The sequence below is a fragment of the Thetidibacter halocola genome (genome assembly GCF_018224955.1).
In the GTDB taxonomy this organism is placed as follows: domain Bacteria; phylum Pseudomonadota; class Alphaproteobacteria; order Rhodobacterales; family Rhodobacteraceae; genus Thetidibacter; species Thetidibacter halocola.
In genome coordinates, this window is sequence record NZ_JAGTUU010000001.1 from 610,004 (window position 1) to 625,214 (window position 15,211).

Annotated in this window: 15 protein-coding genes; 9 read left to right on the plus strand and 6 right to left on the minus strand. The window is 68.2% G+C overall.

Going from position 1 to position 15,211, the window contains the following annotated elements; genetic code table 11:
- Positions 1-110: 110 nt before the first annotated feature.
- The 3 genes from pgi to zwf are packed head-to-tail and all read right to left on the minus strand — an operon-like array spanning position 111 to position 3,828.
- Positions 111-1,694 (minus strand): glucose-6-phosphate isomerase, encoded by a 1,584-nt coding sequence (gene pgi / locus KB874_RS02745; protein ID WP_212535002.1) that lies wholly within the window; start codon positions 1,692-1,694, stop codon positions 111-113.
- Between the two features lie 5 nt (positions 1,695-1,699).
- Positions 1,700-2,377 (minus strand): 6-phosphogluconolactonase, encoded by a 678-nt coding sequence (pgl, locus tag KB874_RS02750; RefSeq protein WP_212535003.1) that lies wholly within the window; start codon positions 2,375-2,377, stop codon positions 1,700-1,702.
- Positions 2,374-3,828 carry a glucose-6-phosphate dehydrogenase gene (gene zwf / locus KB874_RS02755; protein ID WP_212535004.1) on the minus strand — a complete coding sequence of 485 codons (1,455 nt, stop codon included), beginning with the start codon at positions 3,826-3,828 and terminating at the stop codon, positions 2,374-2,376. Before zwf ends, pgl begins: the two co-directional genes overlap by 4 nt.
- A gap of 203 nt (positions 3,829-4,031) precedes the next feature.
- Here zwf and KB874_RS02760 point away from each other — a divergent pair, with 203 nt between their 5' ends.
- The 6 genes from KB874_RS02760 to KB874_RS02785 all read left to right on the plus strand — a co-directional run bounded on the left by KB874_RS02760 (position 4,032) and on the right by KB874_RS02785 (position 8,773).
- The gene (locus KB874_RS02760; protein WP_212535005.1) at positions 4,032-4,973 is read left to right on the plus strand and encodes a radical SAM protein; all 942 of its coding nucleotides are present in this window, start codon (positions 4,032-4,034) and stop codon (positions 4,971-4,973) included.
- A gap of 65 nt (positions 4,974-5,038) precedes the next feature.
- Positions 5,039-5,398, plus strand: a complete 360-nt coding sequence (locus KB874_RS02765) for a YybH family protein (RefSeq protein ID WP_212535006.1) — start codon at positions 5,039-5,041, stop codon at positions 5,396-5,398.
- 95 nt (positions 5,399-5,493) lie between these two features.
- Positions 5,494-6,435: a nucleoside hydrolase gene (locus tag KB874_RS02770; protein ID WP_212535007.1), complete on the plus strand. Its 942-nt coding sequence runs from the start codon at positions 5,494-5,496 to the stop codon at positions 6,433-6,435.
- Positions 6,432-6,878 (plus strand): GNAT family N-acetyltransferase, encoded by a 447-nt coding sequence (locus tag KB874_RS02775; RefSeq protein ID WP_212535008.1) that lies wholly within the window; start codon positions 6,432-6,434, stop codon positions 6,876-6,878. The genes KB874_RS02770 and KB874_RS02775 overlap by 4 nt, the downstream gene beginning before the upstream one ends.
- A complete protein-coding gene (locus KB874_RS02780; RefSeq protein ID WP_212535009.1) occupies positions 6,875-7,345 on the plus strand; it encodes a GNAT family N-acetyltransferase in 471 nt (156 codons plus the stop codon). The genes KB874_RS02775 and KB874_RS02780 overlap by 4 nt, the downstream gene beginning before the upstream one ends.
- A 9-nt stretch (positions 7,346-7,354) precedes the next feature.
- Complete coding sequence (locus KB874_RS02785) at positions 7,355-8,773, plus strand: protein adenylyltransferase SelO (protein ID WP_212535010.1); 1,419 nt, start codon at positions 7,355-7,357, stop codon at positions 8,771-8,773.
- An 11-nt stretch (positions 8,774-8,784) separates the two neighbouring features.
- Here the strand turns inward: KB874_RS02785 and KB874_RS02790 are convergent, their stop codons facing one another.
- Positions 8,785-9,702 carry a DMT family transporter gene (locus tag KB874_RS02790; RefSeq protein ID WP_212535312.1) on the minus strand — a complete coding sequence of 306 codons (918 nt, stop codon included), beginning with the start codon at positions 9,700-9,702 and terminating at the stop codon, positions 8,785-8,787.
- A 96-nt stretch (positions 9,703-9,798) separates the two neighbouring features.
- Between KB874_RS02790 and KB874_RS02795 the strand changes: the two genes are divergently transcribed.
- Genes KB874_RS02795 through KB874_RS02805 form a run of 3 tightly spaced genes read left to right on the plus strand, consistent with a single transcriptional unit; the run spans position 9,799 to position 12,012 of the window.
- Entirely contained in the window at positions 9,799-10,677 is an 879-nt protein-coding gene (locus KB874_RS02795) for a DUF533 domain-containing protein (RefSeq protein ID WP_212535011.1), read from the plus strand.
- A 3-nt stretch (positions 10,678-10,680) separates the two neighbouring features.
- Positions 10,681-11,541, plus strand: coding sequence for a DMT family transporter (locus tag KB874_RS02800; RefSeq protein WP_212535012.1), 861 nt, complete (start codon positions 10,681-10,683; stop codon positions 11,539-11,541).
- A gap of 57 nt (positions 11,542-11,598) precedes the next feature.
- Positions 11,599-12,012: a Fur family transcriptional regulator gene (locus KB874_RS02805; protein ID WP_212535013.1), complete on the plus strand. Its 414-nt coding sequence runs from the start codon at positions 11,599-11,601 to the stop codon at positions 12,010-12,012.
- A 7-nt stretch (positions 12,013-12,019) separates the two neighbouring features.
- Here KB874_RS02805 and KB874_RS02810 read toward each other — a convergent pair whose 3' ends face one another.
- Both KB874_RS02810 and KB874_RS02815 read right to left on the minus strand, forming a co-directional pair.
- A complete protein-coding gene (locus tag KB874_RS02810) occupies positions 12,020-12,736 on the minus strand; it encodes an alanyl-tRNA editing protein (RefSeq protein ID WP_212535014.1) in 717 nt (238 codons plus the stop codon).
- Positions 12,733-15,210, minus strand: a complete 2,478-nt coding sequence (locus tag KB874_RS02815) for a DUF3772 domain-containing protein (protein WP_212535015.1) — start codon at positions 15,208-15,210, stop codon at positions 12,733-12,735. The genes KB874_RS02810 and KB874_RS02815 overlap by 4 nt, the downstream gene beginning before the upstream one ends.
- Position 15,211 lies beyond the last annotated feature (1 nt).

Genomic DNA, 15,211 nt, shown 5'->3' on the forward strand with positions numbered 1-15,211 from the left:
TTTCCCGCCAGAAGCAAGATTGGGGGCCTGTCATGCGACCGCTTCATCTTGCCCGACAAACTCCGGAGGAGTCGCGGAACGCGACGGGGGCAGAGCCCCCATTCGACGCCTCAGCCGCCGTGACGGTGGATGAAGTCAAGCAGCGCGCGCGTTGAGCCGTCCTTGCCCGCGCTATCCTGCTCGCCCGACACCATCGGCCCCAATGCCGTGGCCAGTTCCTTGCCCAGTTCGACCCCCCACTGGTCGTAGGAGTTGATGTTCAGGATCACGCCTTCGACAAACACCCGATGCTCATAGAGCGCGATGATCCTGCCCAGCGTCTCGGGATCGAGGCGCGGATAGATCAGCGTGGTCGATGGGCGGTTACCGGGAAAGACGCGGTGGCGCGCCTGGCGTTCCAGTTCATCGCCGGTGAACTGACCCGCCACCTTGGCGCGCGCCTCGTCCAGGCTGCGGCCCCGCATCAGCGCCTCGGACTGTGCGAGGCAATTGGCGACCAGCAGGTGGTGATGGTGGCGCAGGTCGTCCTCGTGGCCGCGCGCGGCGACCATGAACTCGCAGGGCACAACCCGCGTGCCCTGGTGGATCAGCTGGTAGAACGCGTGCTGGCCGTTGGTGCCGGGCTCGCCCCAGACCACCGGGCCGGAATGGCAGGCCAGGTCCGCACCGTCCATGCTGACGCCCTTGCCGTTGCTCTCCATCTCCAGCTGCTGGAGATAGGCGGGCAGCCGCGCGAGGCGATTGTCATAGGGCAGAACGGCGCGGGTGGCGTGGCCCAGCACCTGGTTGTGCCAGATCCCCACCAGCGCCAGCATGACGGCCATGTTCTCGTGCGGGGGGGCGTTGCGGAAATGGTTGTCCATCGCCTGCCCGCCGGCCAGGAAGGCGCGGAAATTCTCCGGTCCGATCGCCACCATCAGCGACAGGCCGATCGGCCCCCACATGGAATAGCGCCCGCCTACCCAGTCCTCGAAGCCGAAGACGCGGGACTCCAGGATGCCGAATTCCGCCGCCTTCGCCACGTTCGAGGAAAGCGCGATGAAGCGGCCCTCGGCGCTGACGCCCTTCTCCACAAGCCAGGCTTTGGCCGTCTGCGCGTTGGTCATTGTCTCGATCGTGGTGAAGGTCTTGGAGGCGACGATGAAGACCGTGCGCTCGGGGTCGCAGAGTTTCAGCGTGTCGGCGATGTCCGCACCGTCCACGTTGGACACGAAATGACAGCGCGGCCCGTCGTGGTAAGGCGCCAGCGCCCGCACCGCCATCGCCGGACCGAGGTCGGAGCCGCCAATGCCGATGTTGACCACGTCCGTCACGTCGGACGCGCGCAGCGCACGGGCCTCGGCCTCCATCCGGCGCAGCGTGTCCAGTACGCCGGGCATCACGTCGGCCCCGTCGACCGGCACCGCGCCGCCGTCGAGATTGCGCAAGGCGGTGTGCAGCACCGCGCGCCCCTCGGTCTCGTTGATCTTTTTCCCTGTGAACATCGCCTCGCGCCGCTGCGCCACGCCCGCGCGCTCGACCAGCGCCAGCAGCGCACCGCGGATCTGCTCGTCCAGTTGCGTCTTGGAATAGTCAAACACCATCCCCAACGCCTCGGTGCTGAATTCGGTGGCGCGGTTCGGGTTGTCCTCGAACAGCGACAGGATGCGCCGGTCGCCGATCCGAGCAGCATGGTTCTTCAGGTCGTCCCACATGGTCTTCACTCCGCCCAATGCACCACGGCGCCGTCCAGCACCGCGTTGATCGGCGCCTCATGCGCCGGTTTGCCCCGCGCGCCTTCCAGCGCCGCACGTTTCTCGGCGCCGAAGATCAGCACATGCTTGTGCAGCGCGCCGTTCAGAACAGGACCGCTCAGCGTCACGCGCGGCTCGGGTGCTCCGGGTGCGCGCATCGGCACCAGCACCGGCGCATCGCGCGACAGCGCCTCGTCCAAACGATCTGCGCCGGGAAAGAGCGAGGCGGTGTGCATGTCTGCCCCCATGCCCAGCAGCACCACCGCCAACGGCAGTTCCGGCGCGATGGTCTCGGCCAGGGCCGCCGCCGCCGCGTCGCATTCCATGTCCGGCCGGTAGAGCGGCAGCAGACGCGCCGCCGCTGCGCGGTCGGTCAGCAGGCGCCGCCGCAGCAGCGCGGTGTTCGAGCGCGGGCTGTCCTCGGGCACCCAGCGTTCGTCGGTCAGCAGCACGTCGACGCGGCTCCAATCGAGGTCAGCGGCGCAGAGATCGTCAAAGACCGGCCCCGGAGATGTTCCCCCCGGCACAGCCAGCGTCACGCGGTCCGCATGGGCCAGCGCCTGCCGCAACTCGCCCGCCAGGCGGTTGGCCAGGTCGATCGCCAGCATGTCACGGTCAGGGTAGGCGACAAAGTCGTAGCTCATGACCGGATCTCCCGCCACTTGCGGCCGTCCTTGTGCATCAGCATCAGCGAATCATCCGGCCCGCTCGACCCGACGTCGTAGGGTTTCGGCACCTCGTTCCGGGCAATCCAGCCCTCGATGATCGGATCGGTCCAGGCCCAGGCGGCCTCGACCTCGTCGCCCCGCATGAACAGCGTCTGGTTGCCCCGGATGACGTCCATGATGAGGCGTTCATAGGCATCGGGTACGTCCTCGACATCCGGGCCCAGCGCATCGGCAAAGGTCATGTCCAGCGGCACGTCCACAAGGCGCATGCCCCCCGGCCCCGGTTCCTTGATCGTCACGCCCAGCGTGATTCCCTCGTTCGGCTGCAAACGGATCGACAGCACGTTGCGGTGCCGCCCGGCATCGGCGCCAAAGATCGAATGCGGCGCGTCCTTGAACACCACCGCGATTTCCGAGGTCCGCGCCCGCAGCTTCTTGCCTGTCCGAAGGTAGAAGGGCGTGCCCGCCCAACGCCAGTTCGAGACATGGCATTTCAGCGCCACGAAACTTTCCGTGCGCGACCGCGGATCCTCGACATCGTGGCGATATCCCGGCGTGTCGCCGTCCGGCGCATACTGGCCGCGCACGATGTGGTGCCAGTCGACCGGGTCGAGCGCGCGGATCACCTTCAGCTTCTCGTCCCGGACCGAGTCGGGCTCGAATCGGGCCGGCGGCTCCATCGCGATCAGGCAAAGCAGCTGCATCAGGTGGTTCTGCACCATGTCCCGCATCGCGCCCGACTTGTCGTAATAGCCGCCGCGCCCTCCGACACCCACGGTTTCCGCCACCGTGATCTGGATGTGATCGACGTATTGCGCGTTCCACAGCGGCTCGAACAGCATGTTGCCAAAGCGCACCGCCATCAGGTTCTGGACGGTCTCCTTGCCCAGGTAATGGTCGATCCGGTAGATCTGCTGTTCGCTGAAATGCCGCGCCAGCGTCGCGTTCAGCGCCCGCGCCGATTTCAGATCGTGGCCAAAGGGCTTTTCCACCACCACCCGGCTGTCATCATCCGCAAGGCCGAAACCGCGCAGCCGCTCGGCCAGGTCGCCGAACAGGCTCGGCCCGACCGAGAAGTAGAAGGCCCGAACCGTGCCCGGCCGCAACCGTGCCTTGAGCGCGGTCCAGCCGCCATCGCCCGTGGCATCCACGGTTTCATAGCTGACCCGCTCCAGGAAGGCCGGCAGCTGGTCTTCATGCGGGTGCCGCTTGTCGCCGAATTCGTGGATCGACTCGGCCACCATCTGGCGAAAGCCCGCATCGTCCATGTCCGATCGCGCGGCGCCGATGATGCGCGCCTCGGGCGGCATCTGGCCGCCGCAGAAGCGGCGGAACAGGCCCGGCAGGATCTTGCGCCGGGCCAGATCGCCCGTGCCGCCGAAAATCACGAGGTCGAACGGATCGACCGGGATCACGCGTGAGACCATGGGACGCCCTTTCTTGCCTTTCCTGCGCCGGCCGCACCCGATGCGCGGCTGCGGCGTTAGCGCTAACGCGGCTTCCTCTAGCTCATAATGACGCCGGAGTCTAACAGCAAGAGGGGGCTTCACAATGGCGTCAGGGAAAAATTACACCTCTGGTCAGCCCGCAGGCAGACCCCTAGCACTCGGGGGCAACAGAGGAGAGCCCGATGAAGGACACCGCCAATCTCGGCAAGTTCGTGGACCCCGCCGTCACCGCGAAGGGCGAGCCGCGCGCCACCGTCGCGCTGACCAATCCGCAGACGCTGTGGTTCAACACCGGGACGCTGTGCAACATCACCTGCGCCAATTGCTACATCGAAAGCTCGCCCGAGAATGACCGTCTCGTCTATCTGACCGAGGCCGAGGTCGTAGACTACCTCGACCAGCTGGAAACACGCGGCTGGGGCGTGACCGAGATCGGCTTTACTGGCGGCGAACCCTTCATGAACCCCGAGATGATCGGCATGGCGCGTGTCGCTCTGGACCGCGGATACCGCGTGCTGATCCTGACCAACGCGATGCGCCCGATGATGCGCCGAAAGATGCGCGAGGGGCTGGTGGCGCTGCGCGAGGCGCATGGCGACCGGCTGGTGCTGCGCGTGTCGCTCGACCATTGGGACGCCGCCCGCCACGAAGAGGAACGCGGGCCCGGCAGTTTCGACAAGACCCTGCAGGGCATGCGCTGGCTGCGCGACGCAGGGGTTCGCATGGCCGTGGCCGGGCGCACCCTCTGGGATGAAAGCGAAACCGAGTCGCGGCAGGGCTATGCCCGCCTCTTCGCCGAGGAAGGCTTTGCCATCGACGCCTTCGACCCGGGCGCCTGCGTGCTCTTCCCCGAGATGGACGAAAGCGTCGAGGTGCCCGAGATCACCACCGCCTGCTGGGGCATCCTCAAGAAATCACCCGACAGCGTGATGTGTTCTTCGTCGCGCATGGTCGTGAAACGCAAGGGCGCCGCACGCCCCACCGTGCTGGCCTGCACGCTTCTGCCCTACGACCCGGAATTCGAGCTGGGCGAGACGCTGGAAGAGGCCGAGCGCCCCGTTGCGCTCAACCATCCCCATTGCGCGAAATTCTGCGTGCTGGGCGGGGCAAGCTGTTCCGCCTGAGCGCTTGCCATGCCGGCGCATGCCGATAGGCTTGACCGGAAACGGGGCTGAAAGGACGGCACAGCATGACCACAAGGGACGAGATACAGGCCGTCCTGAACGCCTATGTAGCGGCCTATCGGGCCGGCGATGCCAAAGGCTGTGCCGCGATCTTTGCCGAGGATGCACAACTGCATTCTCCTTACGCCCCGCCCGCCATTGGCCGCGCCGCCATCGCGGCACTGCATGTCGACTGGGTGCAGGATGGCGGGAACAAGACCCTGACGGTCGAAGAGGCGGGCGCATCCGGCGACCTGGCCTGGTGCCTTGCCCGTTTCGCCGAAGGGGCCGAGACCGGCGACGGGACGACGCTGGCCGTGCTGGAACGCCATGGCGAAGATTGGTTGATCCGCATGTGCTGCCTGAACGAGGCACCCGCCGGGTAAACCCGCTACGGGCAGAAAAACGCCCACGTGCGCGATCCGCTTGAACCGCTTGGCGGCCCGTGTCACCACGGGAAGGCGCGAAAACAGGATTGCCCATGCCCCCCCGCAAGATCATCATCGACACCGATCCCGGTCAGGACGACGCCGTCGCGATCCTGCTGGCCCTCGCCTCGCCCGAAGAGATCGAGGTCCTGGGCATCACCGCCGTCGCCGGAAACGTGCCGCTGCCGCTGACACAGCGCAACGCCCGCATCGTCTGCGAACTGGCCGGGCGGCCCGACACCCGCGTCTTCGCCGGCTGCGACAAGCCGCTGCGCCGCCCCCTCGTCACCGCCGAGCACGTGCACGGCAAGACCGGCCTAGACGGGCCGTCCCTGCCCGAACCCACCATGCCCCTTCAGGACGCCCATGCGGTCGACTTCATCGTCGAAACCCTGCGGCAGGAACCGTCCGAAAGCGTCACGCTCTGCCCGCTGGGACCGCTGACCAACATCGCCAGCGCCATGATGGCCGCGCCCGACATCGTGCCGCGCATCCGTGAGATCGTGCTGATGGGCGGCGCCTATTTCGAGGTGGGCAACATCACGCCCGCCGCCGAGTTCAACATCTATGTCGATCCCGAGGCGGCGGATGTCGTCTTTTCCTCCGGCGTGCCGCTGACCGTGATGCCGCTCGACGTGACGCACAAGGCGCTGGTGACGAAGGATCGCAACGACGCCTTCCGCGCCCTGGGAACCACCGTGGGCGTGGCCGTGGCACAGATGACCGAGTTCTTCGAGCGGTTCGACAAGGAGAAATACGGCTCCGAGGGCGCGCCCCTGCACGACCCCTGCGTGACGGCCCATCTCATCTGCCCCGACCTGTTCGCGGGCCGGCACGTCAATGTCGAGATCGAAACGAACTCGCCCCTGACGCTGGGCATGACCGTGGCCGACTGGTGGCGCGTGACGGGGCGCAGCCCGAACGCGATGTTCATGGGATCGGTCGATGACGAGGGCTTCTTCGCCCTGCTGACGGAACGGCTGGGGCGGCTATGAAATCGCTTCACCTCGCCGGGCCTGACGATGCCGACCGCCTGTTGCCGCTGGTCGCCGCCTACCATGCCGAGGCCGGTTTCGACAGCGACGACAACCATCGCGCCGCGGCCATCCTGCCGCTGCTCGACGGCTCGCCGCATGGCGCGGTCTGGCTGATCGGACCACGCCGTGCGCCGGTGGGATATATCGCCCTCAGCTTCGGCTGGTCGCTGGAGTATGGCGGGCTCGACGCCATCGTGGACGAGCTTTACATCCGCCCCGCCGTGCGCAAGCGCGGCATGGGCGGCGAGGCGCTGGACGGCGTCGCCAAAGCGATGCGCGAGGCCGGCGTCAAGGCGCTCCACCTCGAGGCAGACCTGAACGACGAGCGCCTGCACGGCTTCTACCGCCGGGCGCGTTTTGCGCCGCGCAATGGCTACGCGCTGTTCAGCCGGGTGTTGTGACGCCGCGCCCCGCGCCTGCGGAATTCGATGACTGGGCCGCGCTTCTGGCGCTGCTCCAGGCCAGTTTCGCCTACATGGCGGGCCGGATCGACCCGCCCTCGTCTCTGCATCGGCTCGATGCCGCCGCGCTGCGGGACAAGGCGCGGGACGAACATCTCTGGATCGCCGGGCCGCCGTTGCTGGGCTGCGCGTTTTTCCGCAACGACCGGGACGCGCTTTACATCGGCAAGCTGGCGATCCATCCCGACGCGCAGGGGCGCGGCCTGGGCCGTGCCTTTGTCGCGGGTGCCGAAGGAATGGCGCGCCGCCTCGGCCTGCCCTGCCTGCGGCTTCAGACGCGGGTCGAGCTGACCGGCAATCACGCCGCCTTCGCCGCGATGGGCTTTGTCCGCGTGGCCGAGACCTGCCATGCCGGTTTTGACCGCCCGACCTCGATGACCATGGAAAAACCCCTCGGGAACGGCTAGATCACGGCCATGACCCTGCACATCCCCTTCGACAATTCCTATGCCCGCCTGCCCGAAGGCTTTGGCGCAAGGCTGGCCCCAACGCCGGTCAAGGCGCCCTCGATGGTCGCCTTCAACGCGCCCCTGGCCGAAGATCTGGGCATCACCGGCACGCAGGATCCACGCCTTGCCGCGATCTTCGCCGGCAACACCCTGCCCGAGGGGGCGGAACCGCTGGCGCAACTTTATTCTGGGCACCAGTTCGGCCATTACAATCCGCAACTGGGCGACGGACGCGCGATCCTGCTGGGCGAGGTGGTCGGGCGCGACGGCATCCGGCGCGACATCCAGCTGAAGGGATCGGGCCGCACGCCGTTTTCGCGTGGTGGCGACGGGCGGGCCTGGCTGGGCCCGGTGTTGCGCGAATACGTCGTCTCCGAGGCGATGCACACGCTCGGCGTGCCGACGACCCGCGCGCTGGCAGCCGTGCGCACGGGCGAAGAGGTGATCCGCGAGCGCGCCCTGCCCGGCGCCGTGCTGACCCGTGTCGCCAGCAGCCATATCCGCGTCGGCACCTTCCAGGTCTTTGCCGCCCGCCGTGACACCGAAGCCCTGCGGCAGCTGTTCGACTACACGGTTGACCGGCACTATCCCGGCGTGACCGGGCCGGACGGCCTGCTGCAAGAGGTCATCGACCGGCAGGCCGCGCTGGTGGCTCACTGGATGAGCCTTGGCTTCATCCACGGGGTGATGAACACCGACAATTGCGCCATCTCGGGCGAAACGATCGACTATGGCCCCTGCGCCTTCATGGACGAGTACGACCCCGAGACGGTGTTTTCGTCGATCGACCATCACGGGCGCTACGCCTATGTGGCGCAGGCCGACGTGATCGTGTGGAACATGGCGCAGCTGGCCACGGCGCTGGTCGCCCTGATGCCCGAAACGGACGCGGCGATCGAGCGATTCACCGCGCAGATCAATGCCATGCCTGACCTGATCCGGGCCGAATGGCTGCGCCGCTTTGCCGCCAAGATCGGGATCGGCGCACCACGGGCCGAGGATGCCGATCTGGTGGCCGATTTCCTCGACCTGATGCAGGCGGGAAGCTCGGATTTCACCAACAGTTTCCGCGCCCTGGCCGAGGGCACTGCCCGCGACCAGATCGCCGATATCGCGGGATACGATGCGTGGCACGCGCGCTGGCAGAAACGGATCGCAGTCGAGGACGCGCCGGACACCCGGATGCGAGCGGCGAACCCGGCCTTCATCCCGCGCAACCACCGCGTCGAGGAAATGATCGCGGCGGCGGTCGAGGGCGACGACGCGCCGTTTCATCGGCTGAACGCGGTGCTGGCACGCCCGTATGAGGATCAGCCCGAATCCGCCGACCTGCGCCGCCCGCCGCAGCCCTCCGAACAGGTCACCGCCACCTTCTGCGGTACCTGAGGGACGCGCGGCTAGATCCCGCCTGCCTCCGGCACCACCACGGGCCGTCGCCGACGCACCGTCACCAGCACGATCCCCACCGAAACCAGCGCCAGCGCGCCCAGGAACCCCGGCCCCACCGGCTCGTCCAGCAGCGCCCAGCCCAGGCCCACCGACAGGACCGGCGACAGGAACGAAAACGCCGCGATGTCCGAGGCCGGGTAGATCGTCATCAGGTGCAGCCAGAACAGGAAGCCGAGGCTGGCGACAAAGACCGCCTGCGCGCCCAGTCCCGCCCAGTGCCACCATTCCGGCCCGCGCAGCATCGGCCCGAATAGTGGCGCCACGAGGCACAGCACCACCGCCGAGACGGTGAGTTGCCAGAACAGCTGCGTCTCGGCTGGCGCATGCGCCAGCCGCGTCAGGCGCACGGTCAGCGCGATGCCGATCCAGGCGAAACAGGCCAGCAGCGCCAGCCCGTCGCCCAGCCAGTTGCCCGCATCCCGGCTCTGCGGATCGGACAGCGCCCAGACCACGCCGGCCATGGCCAGCCCGAGACCCAGCAGGCGACGCGGCGTCAGGCGCTCTCCCGGCAGGAAGAGATGGGCGATGACGGCGAACCAGACCGGCATGGAGTAGAACAGGATCGCGCTGCGCGAGACCGTCGTCAGGTCCAGCGCGACGAACAGCACCAGGAACTCGAAGCTGAACAGCCCGCCCAGCAGCAGCCCTGGCCACAGCGTCCGCGTGATGCCGCGCGGCCGCCGGCCCGTGGCCAGGCACCACAGCGCCAGCACGACCAGCGCCAGGACAGAGCGCAGCCCTGCTCCCCAGACTGGCGCGATGCCGGCATTGGTCAGCTTCACCACCACCTGGTTCGCGGCCAGCAGCGTGGCGAAAACCACCATGCCTGCCGCCCCTGCCCTGTCCATGCTGTCCTTGCGTGCCATGCCGCCCAAGGACATGCTGAGGCCCGCGCCGTCAATCCCTTGCGTCACGGCGGATATCTGTCAGTCTCTCGACAAGCGAAAAGGGAGGATCGTAACATGAGCCTGATGGGAACTCTGGCGAAGGTCGCCATCGGATACGCCGCCGCGCGCGGGGTCGACCGCCTGTCGGGCGGGGCGGGCCTGCCCGGCCTCCTGGGTGGCGGGGCGCAAGTTCCGGCACAGACCGAGGCTGCCAGGATCCAGGCGCAGGCCGGCCGCGCCATGGCGGGCGAGATGCCGAAGGGCGTCGAGAACCCGATGGCGGGCATGATGGAGCAGTTCCAGCAAGGCGGGCTTGGCGCGCTGATGGGCAGTCTCGGCGGCGGCGCCGGAGGCGCCAACCCGCTGGCCGAGATGATGCAGAAGATGCAGGCGCAGGGCATCGACCTTGCGGCGATGATGGGAGGCGGCGCCGCGCAGGGAGACCGGTCGGCGGGGCTGCTCTCGGCGCTGTCGGCAGGCGGCACCGGCGCGGGGCTGGCCGGGCTTCTGGCGATGATGGGCGGCACCGCCGCCAAGGCGCAGGGCCAGGGCGCGGCGGCGATGCTGGACGCACTCGACACCGGAAAGACCGCGCCCGACGCAGAAAAGGCCGCCGGTCTTATGCTGCGGGCGATGATCATGGCGGCCAAGTCCGACGGCGGCATCGACTCTGCCGAACAGGCCAAGATCCTCGAGACCGTGGGCGACGCCTCGGCCGAGGACATGGCCTTCGTCCAGGCGGCGCTGAAGGCGCCGGTCGATCCGCAGGCACTGGCCGCCGACACGCCCGAGGCGCAGCGCGGCCCGGTCTATGCCGCCTCGCTCATGACCATCCGCGTCGATACCGAGGCCGAGGCGCAGTATCTCGACCGGCTGGCGCGCGCGCTTCAACTGGACGAGAGCACGGTCAACACGCTGCACATGCAGATGGGCCTGCAACCGCTTTACGGCTGAGCCATGCCCGATACGCGACGGGGCGTGACGCTCGCCCTATTCGGCGCGCTGGTGCTGACGCCGGACGCGCTGCTGCTGCGCCTGTCCGGCATGGACGGGATGCAGATGCTGGGCTGGCGCGGGCTGTGCATGGGCTCTCTGTTCGTGCTGGCCTGGGCGCTGACCAGCCGCCACCGCGCGGCTGACCTGGCGGCGCTGGCCAGCGGAGGGACTCTGCTGGTGATCGCCAACCATGCCATGAACGCCACGCTGTTCCCGGTGGGGATCGCGGCGGCACCGGTCTCGGTCGTGTTGCTGGCGGTGGCAACGGTGCCGGTCTGGGCCGCGCTTCTGTCGCATGTCTTGCTGGGTGAACGCGCCAGTCGCGTCACCTGGGCCACCATCGCCGCCGTGCTGGCAGGCATTGCACTGGCCGTCACCGACACGGGCGAGGCGGCCCTGGATGCGCGCGCGGTGCTGGGCGCGGCCTGCGGGCTGGGTGTCGCGGCGGCGTTGGCGCTGAACTTCGTATGCCTGCGGCGCAGCCCGCAACTGCCTCTGTTGCTGGCGATCGGGCTGGGCAGCTTGCTGGCTGGGTCGCTGGGCTGGGGCGTCACCGGCCCGGCACGGATGACCGATGGCGCCGTGCCGATGGTCCTGGCCACCGGCCTGCTGATCCTGCCGCTCGCCTTCTTCTCGCTCAGCGCCGCCTCGCGCATGGCGCCCGCCGCCACGGTAAGCCTGCTCATGCTGCTGGAAACCGTGCTGGGGCCGCTCTGGGTCTGGTTGGGCACCGGCGAGGCGCCGACGACGCGGATGCTGGCGGGCGGCGCCATCGTCATCGGCGCGCTGGCGCTATACCTTGCGCGGCCTGCGGCGCGCTGAAGGCTTGGCCTCGGCCCCTACATTTGGCAATACAGGGCGGCACCGCCGGAGTAGACGATGTCCGACACCATAACCGAACGCTGCGCCGCCAAGGGCCTGCGCATGACCGGACAGCGCCGCGTCATCGCCGACGTGCTGGACGCCGCCAGGGACCACCCCGATGTCGAGGAACTGCACGCCCGCGCCAACGCGCGCGATTCGCGCATCTCGCTGGCGACGGTCTACCGGACGGTGAAGCTGTTCGAGGAATCGGGCATCCTGGAAAAGGTCGATTTTGGCGACGGCCGCGCCCGCTACGAGGATGCCGAACGCGACCACCACGACCACCTGATCGACATGACCACCGGCAAGGTGATCGAATTCGTCGATCCCGAGATCGAGGCGCTGCAGGAACGCATCGCCGCGCGGCTGGGCTACCGGCTGAAAGGTCACCGGATGGAACTGTATGGCGTGCCGGTGAAGAAACGCTGAGTGCCCCTCAGCCGAGGGTGATGTTCACCCGGCGGTTCTGCTTGCCCTTGTTCTCGATCTTGCCCAGCGCGATGACACCGATCTCGCTGGTGCGGGCAACATGGGTGCCGCCGCAGGGTTGCAGGTCGACCTGTCGGGTCTGGGTGCCGATCCGCACCAGCCGGATGCGCCCCGCACCGCGCGGCGGCTGCACCGACATGGTCTTGACCAGGCCCGGATTGGCGTCGAGTTCCGCCTCGTCGATCCAGAGGTCGCTGACCGGCAGGTCCTGGTCGACCATCGCGTTCAGCGCGCGTTCCAGCCCCTCGCGGTCATCCGGCGGCTCTGGCATGGCGAAATCCAGCCTGCCGGTCCCGGCGCCAATATTGCCGCCCGTCACCGGCAGCGGGATCACCACGCTGAGCAGGTGCAGCGCGGTATGCACCCGCATGTGCCTGTGGCGCCGCTCCCAGTCCAGCACCTGCAACACGTGCGCACCCTTGGGCGGCAGGCGCGCAGGCTCCGCCGCGACCAGCACCGAGGTGCCACCCTCGCCCTTGACCGTGGTCGCGATGGGCAACGAGCGGCCGTCCCATTCCAGCCAGCCGCTATCGCCCGGCTGACCGCCCCCCTGCGGATAGAACAGCGTCGGCTCGACGATCACGCCGCCCTCCTCGGTGTGGCCGATGACCACGCCGGGCGCCTCGCGGCGGTAGGGGTCGGTGCGGTAGAGGGGGTCGCTCATCGGTCGTCTCCGGTCTCGTTCATCTCGGCGAAAGGGTTCTCCTGTCCCGCTGCCTCTTCGTCGGGCGGCGTGGACGGCCTCCTGGCGGGCGGTTCCGGCGCGGCGGGGTCTGCCGGCGTCGCGGCGCGCAGCGCCTCGGGGTTGCGCAGCCAGACGTCGCGCTGCGCAAAGGGAATCTCGATCCCCTCCTCGGCAAAGCGTTCGACGATGCGGTGATGCATCTCGGTCTTGACCGCGATGAGCTGGTTCACGTCCCGCAGGATGGCGCGGATGCGGAAATCCAGCGAATCCGCCCCGAACCCCATGAAATCGACGCCCGGTTCCGGATAGCGCGCGACGACGGGATGCTCACGCGCGATTTCCTGCAGGATCTCCTGCACGCGGCGCGTGTTGGTGCCATAGGCCACTCCCACCGTGACGATGGCCCGGCCCACCGTGTTTCCGCGCGTCCAGTTGGTCACGGTTCCCGAGATCAGGTCGGCATTCGGGATCACGACGTCCGTCCGGTCGAAGGTCTCGATCCTTGTCGAGCGGACCGAGATCGACTTGACGATGCCCATGTTGCTGCCGACCTCGATCCAGTCACCTTCCGAGATCGGACGCTCGATCAGCAAGATCAGACCCGAGACGAAGTTGTTGACGACGTTCTGAAGACCGAAGCCGATGCCGACCGACAGCGCGCCCAGCACGACGCCCAGCGCGGTCAGGTCGATCCCGGCCGTCGTCACCGCGATCACCAGCGCCAGCGCGATGCCGACATAGCCGACGCCGGAATTGACCGCATTGCGCGCGCCCACATCCAGTTTCGTGCGCGGCAGGACGGTGGATTTCAGCGCCCCCTGGAACAGCCGCGTGGCGATCAGGCCAAGGGCAAAGACGATCGCTACCGCCGCCACGTTGCCCGGCGTGATGCGCCCTTCGCCGACCGGCACCCCCTCCCAGAAGCGGGCATAGATCTCACCCAGTTCTTCCGGGCGAATGCCCCAGGTCAGCGCCAGCAGCGGCAGCGCGCCGAAGGCCAGCGCAAAGTTCACCAGCACCGGCAGCAACGCCTGCCCGGCATCGTCATGCGAGGTGCGGAAGATCAGTGCATACAGGTCGCGCACCACCGGTTGCAGCGCGATGAGCACCCCGAGGATGGCCAGGCTTACCCCGGTCGGCACCATGATCGCCTCGGCGGCGTTGACGAAGCCGATCAGCGACAATGCCGGACCGACGATGGCGACGATGGTCAGCGCCTGCTGCAGCACGCTCAGCACCCGCCGCATGAAGCCCAGGCCGCTTTCCTCGGTGGCCTCGGCGCGCCCCGCCTTCAGCTGGCGCGCCCCGCGCAGGTAGAACAGGGCGAGGCCCAGGTAGAGCGGGAATTGCAGCACGCCCTTGGCGACCGGCTGCACGATGTCGAGTCCGGCGATCTGCTGGGCGACGACCGACAGGCCCAGAAAGACCCCGATGGCCACGACGGTCCGCCTTGCCGCGGCGCGTTGCTTGTCGTCCAGTTCCAGAACGCCCAGCGGCAGGTCCTCGCCGTCGGGGAACAGCCGCCCTGCCAGCCAAAGTGCGAAATAGACCGCGATCGTCAGCGCGCCCAGCGCCTGCAGAAGGGTGATGCCAACTTCGCCGATCACCCCCGAGGTCCCGACCGCGGCAAAGATCAGGATCACGCCCAGCAGCGGGATCACCAGTTGCAACAGCGAACTGAGAAAGACCAGAGCGGCCCGCCCCCGGACATGCAACCTGCGACCCAGCCGGCGCGTCAGGCGCTCGGTCCAACGCCGCCCCCGGACCAGCGCCAGAAGAGCCAGCGCCAGCATGAACACGACCACGGGCGCGGTCTCGGCCATCTGGGTGCGCCGCTCAGGATCGGACAGGCTGTCCGACAGGTCGCGCCGCAGCGCCTGCACGACATCGCGCAGTCCGACCAGCGCCGGTTCCCAGCGGACCGGATTGGCCGGACTGGGCGAAAGTTCCAGCAATTGCTGCTGCTTGCGCGCGTTCAGCAACGCGTCGATTTCAGCTATCAACCGGTCGACGCGCGCATAGGCCTGGCTGGCGTTGAGCCGCGGCAGCTGCGCCTGCGAGAGCTGCTCGTTCAGCACGGTGCGCCGTTCGGCCACCGCCGCGGTCTCGGTCGCGCCGTCAGCGGGTGGTGAGCCAAGATCGGCGATCTGCGCCTCGATCGCGGCGATCCGGCTGGCATTGGCGTTTTCCGCCGCCGTGAAGCGCCCCCGCCATTCGGCGAGCGAGGCGCGCACCTCGTCGAACAGCGCAGACGAGGCCGTGCCGGTTTCCAGCAGGTTTTCCGCCTGTTCCGCCTCGGCCTCCCAGCGGGCATAGTCGATCGCCGAGGCCGTGCGTTCCGCCGTCACCTGCTGCGCGACCGAGGCCACTGGTAGTCCCAGCGCCGGCAGCAGCGCCAGCACCAGCGCCAGGATGGCCAGCTGGGCGCGCGCCTTCTGTCCGAGACGGCTCATA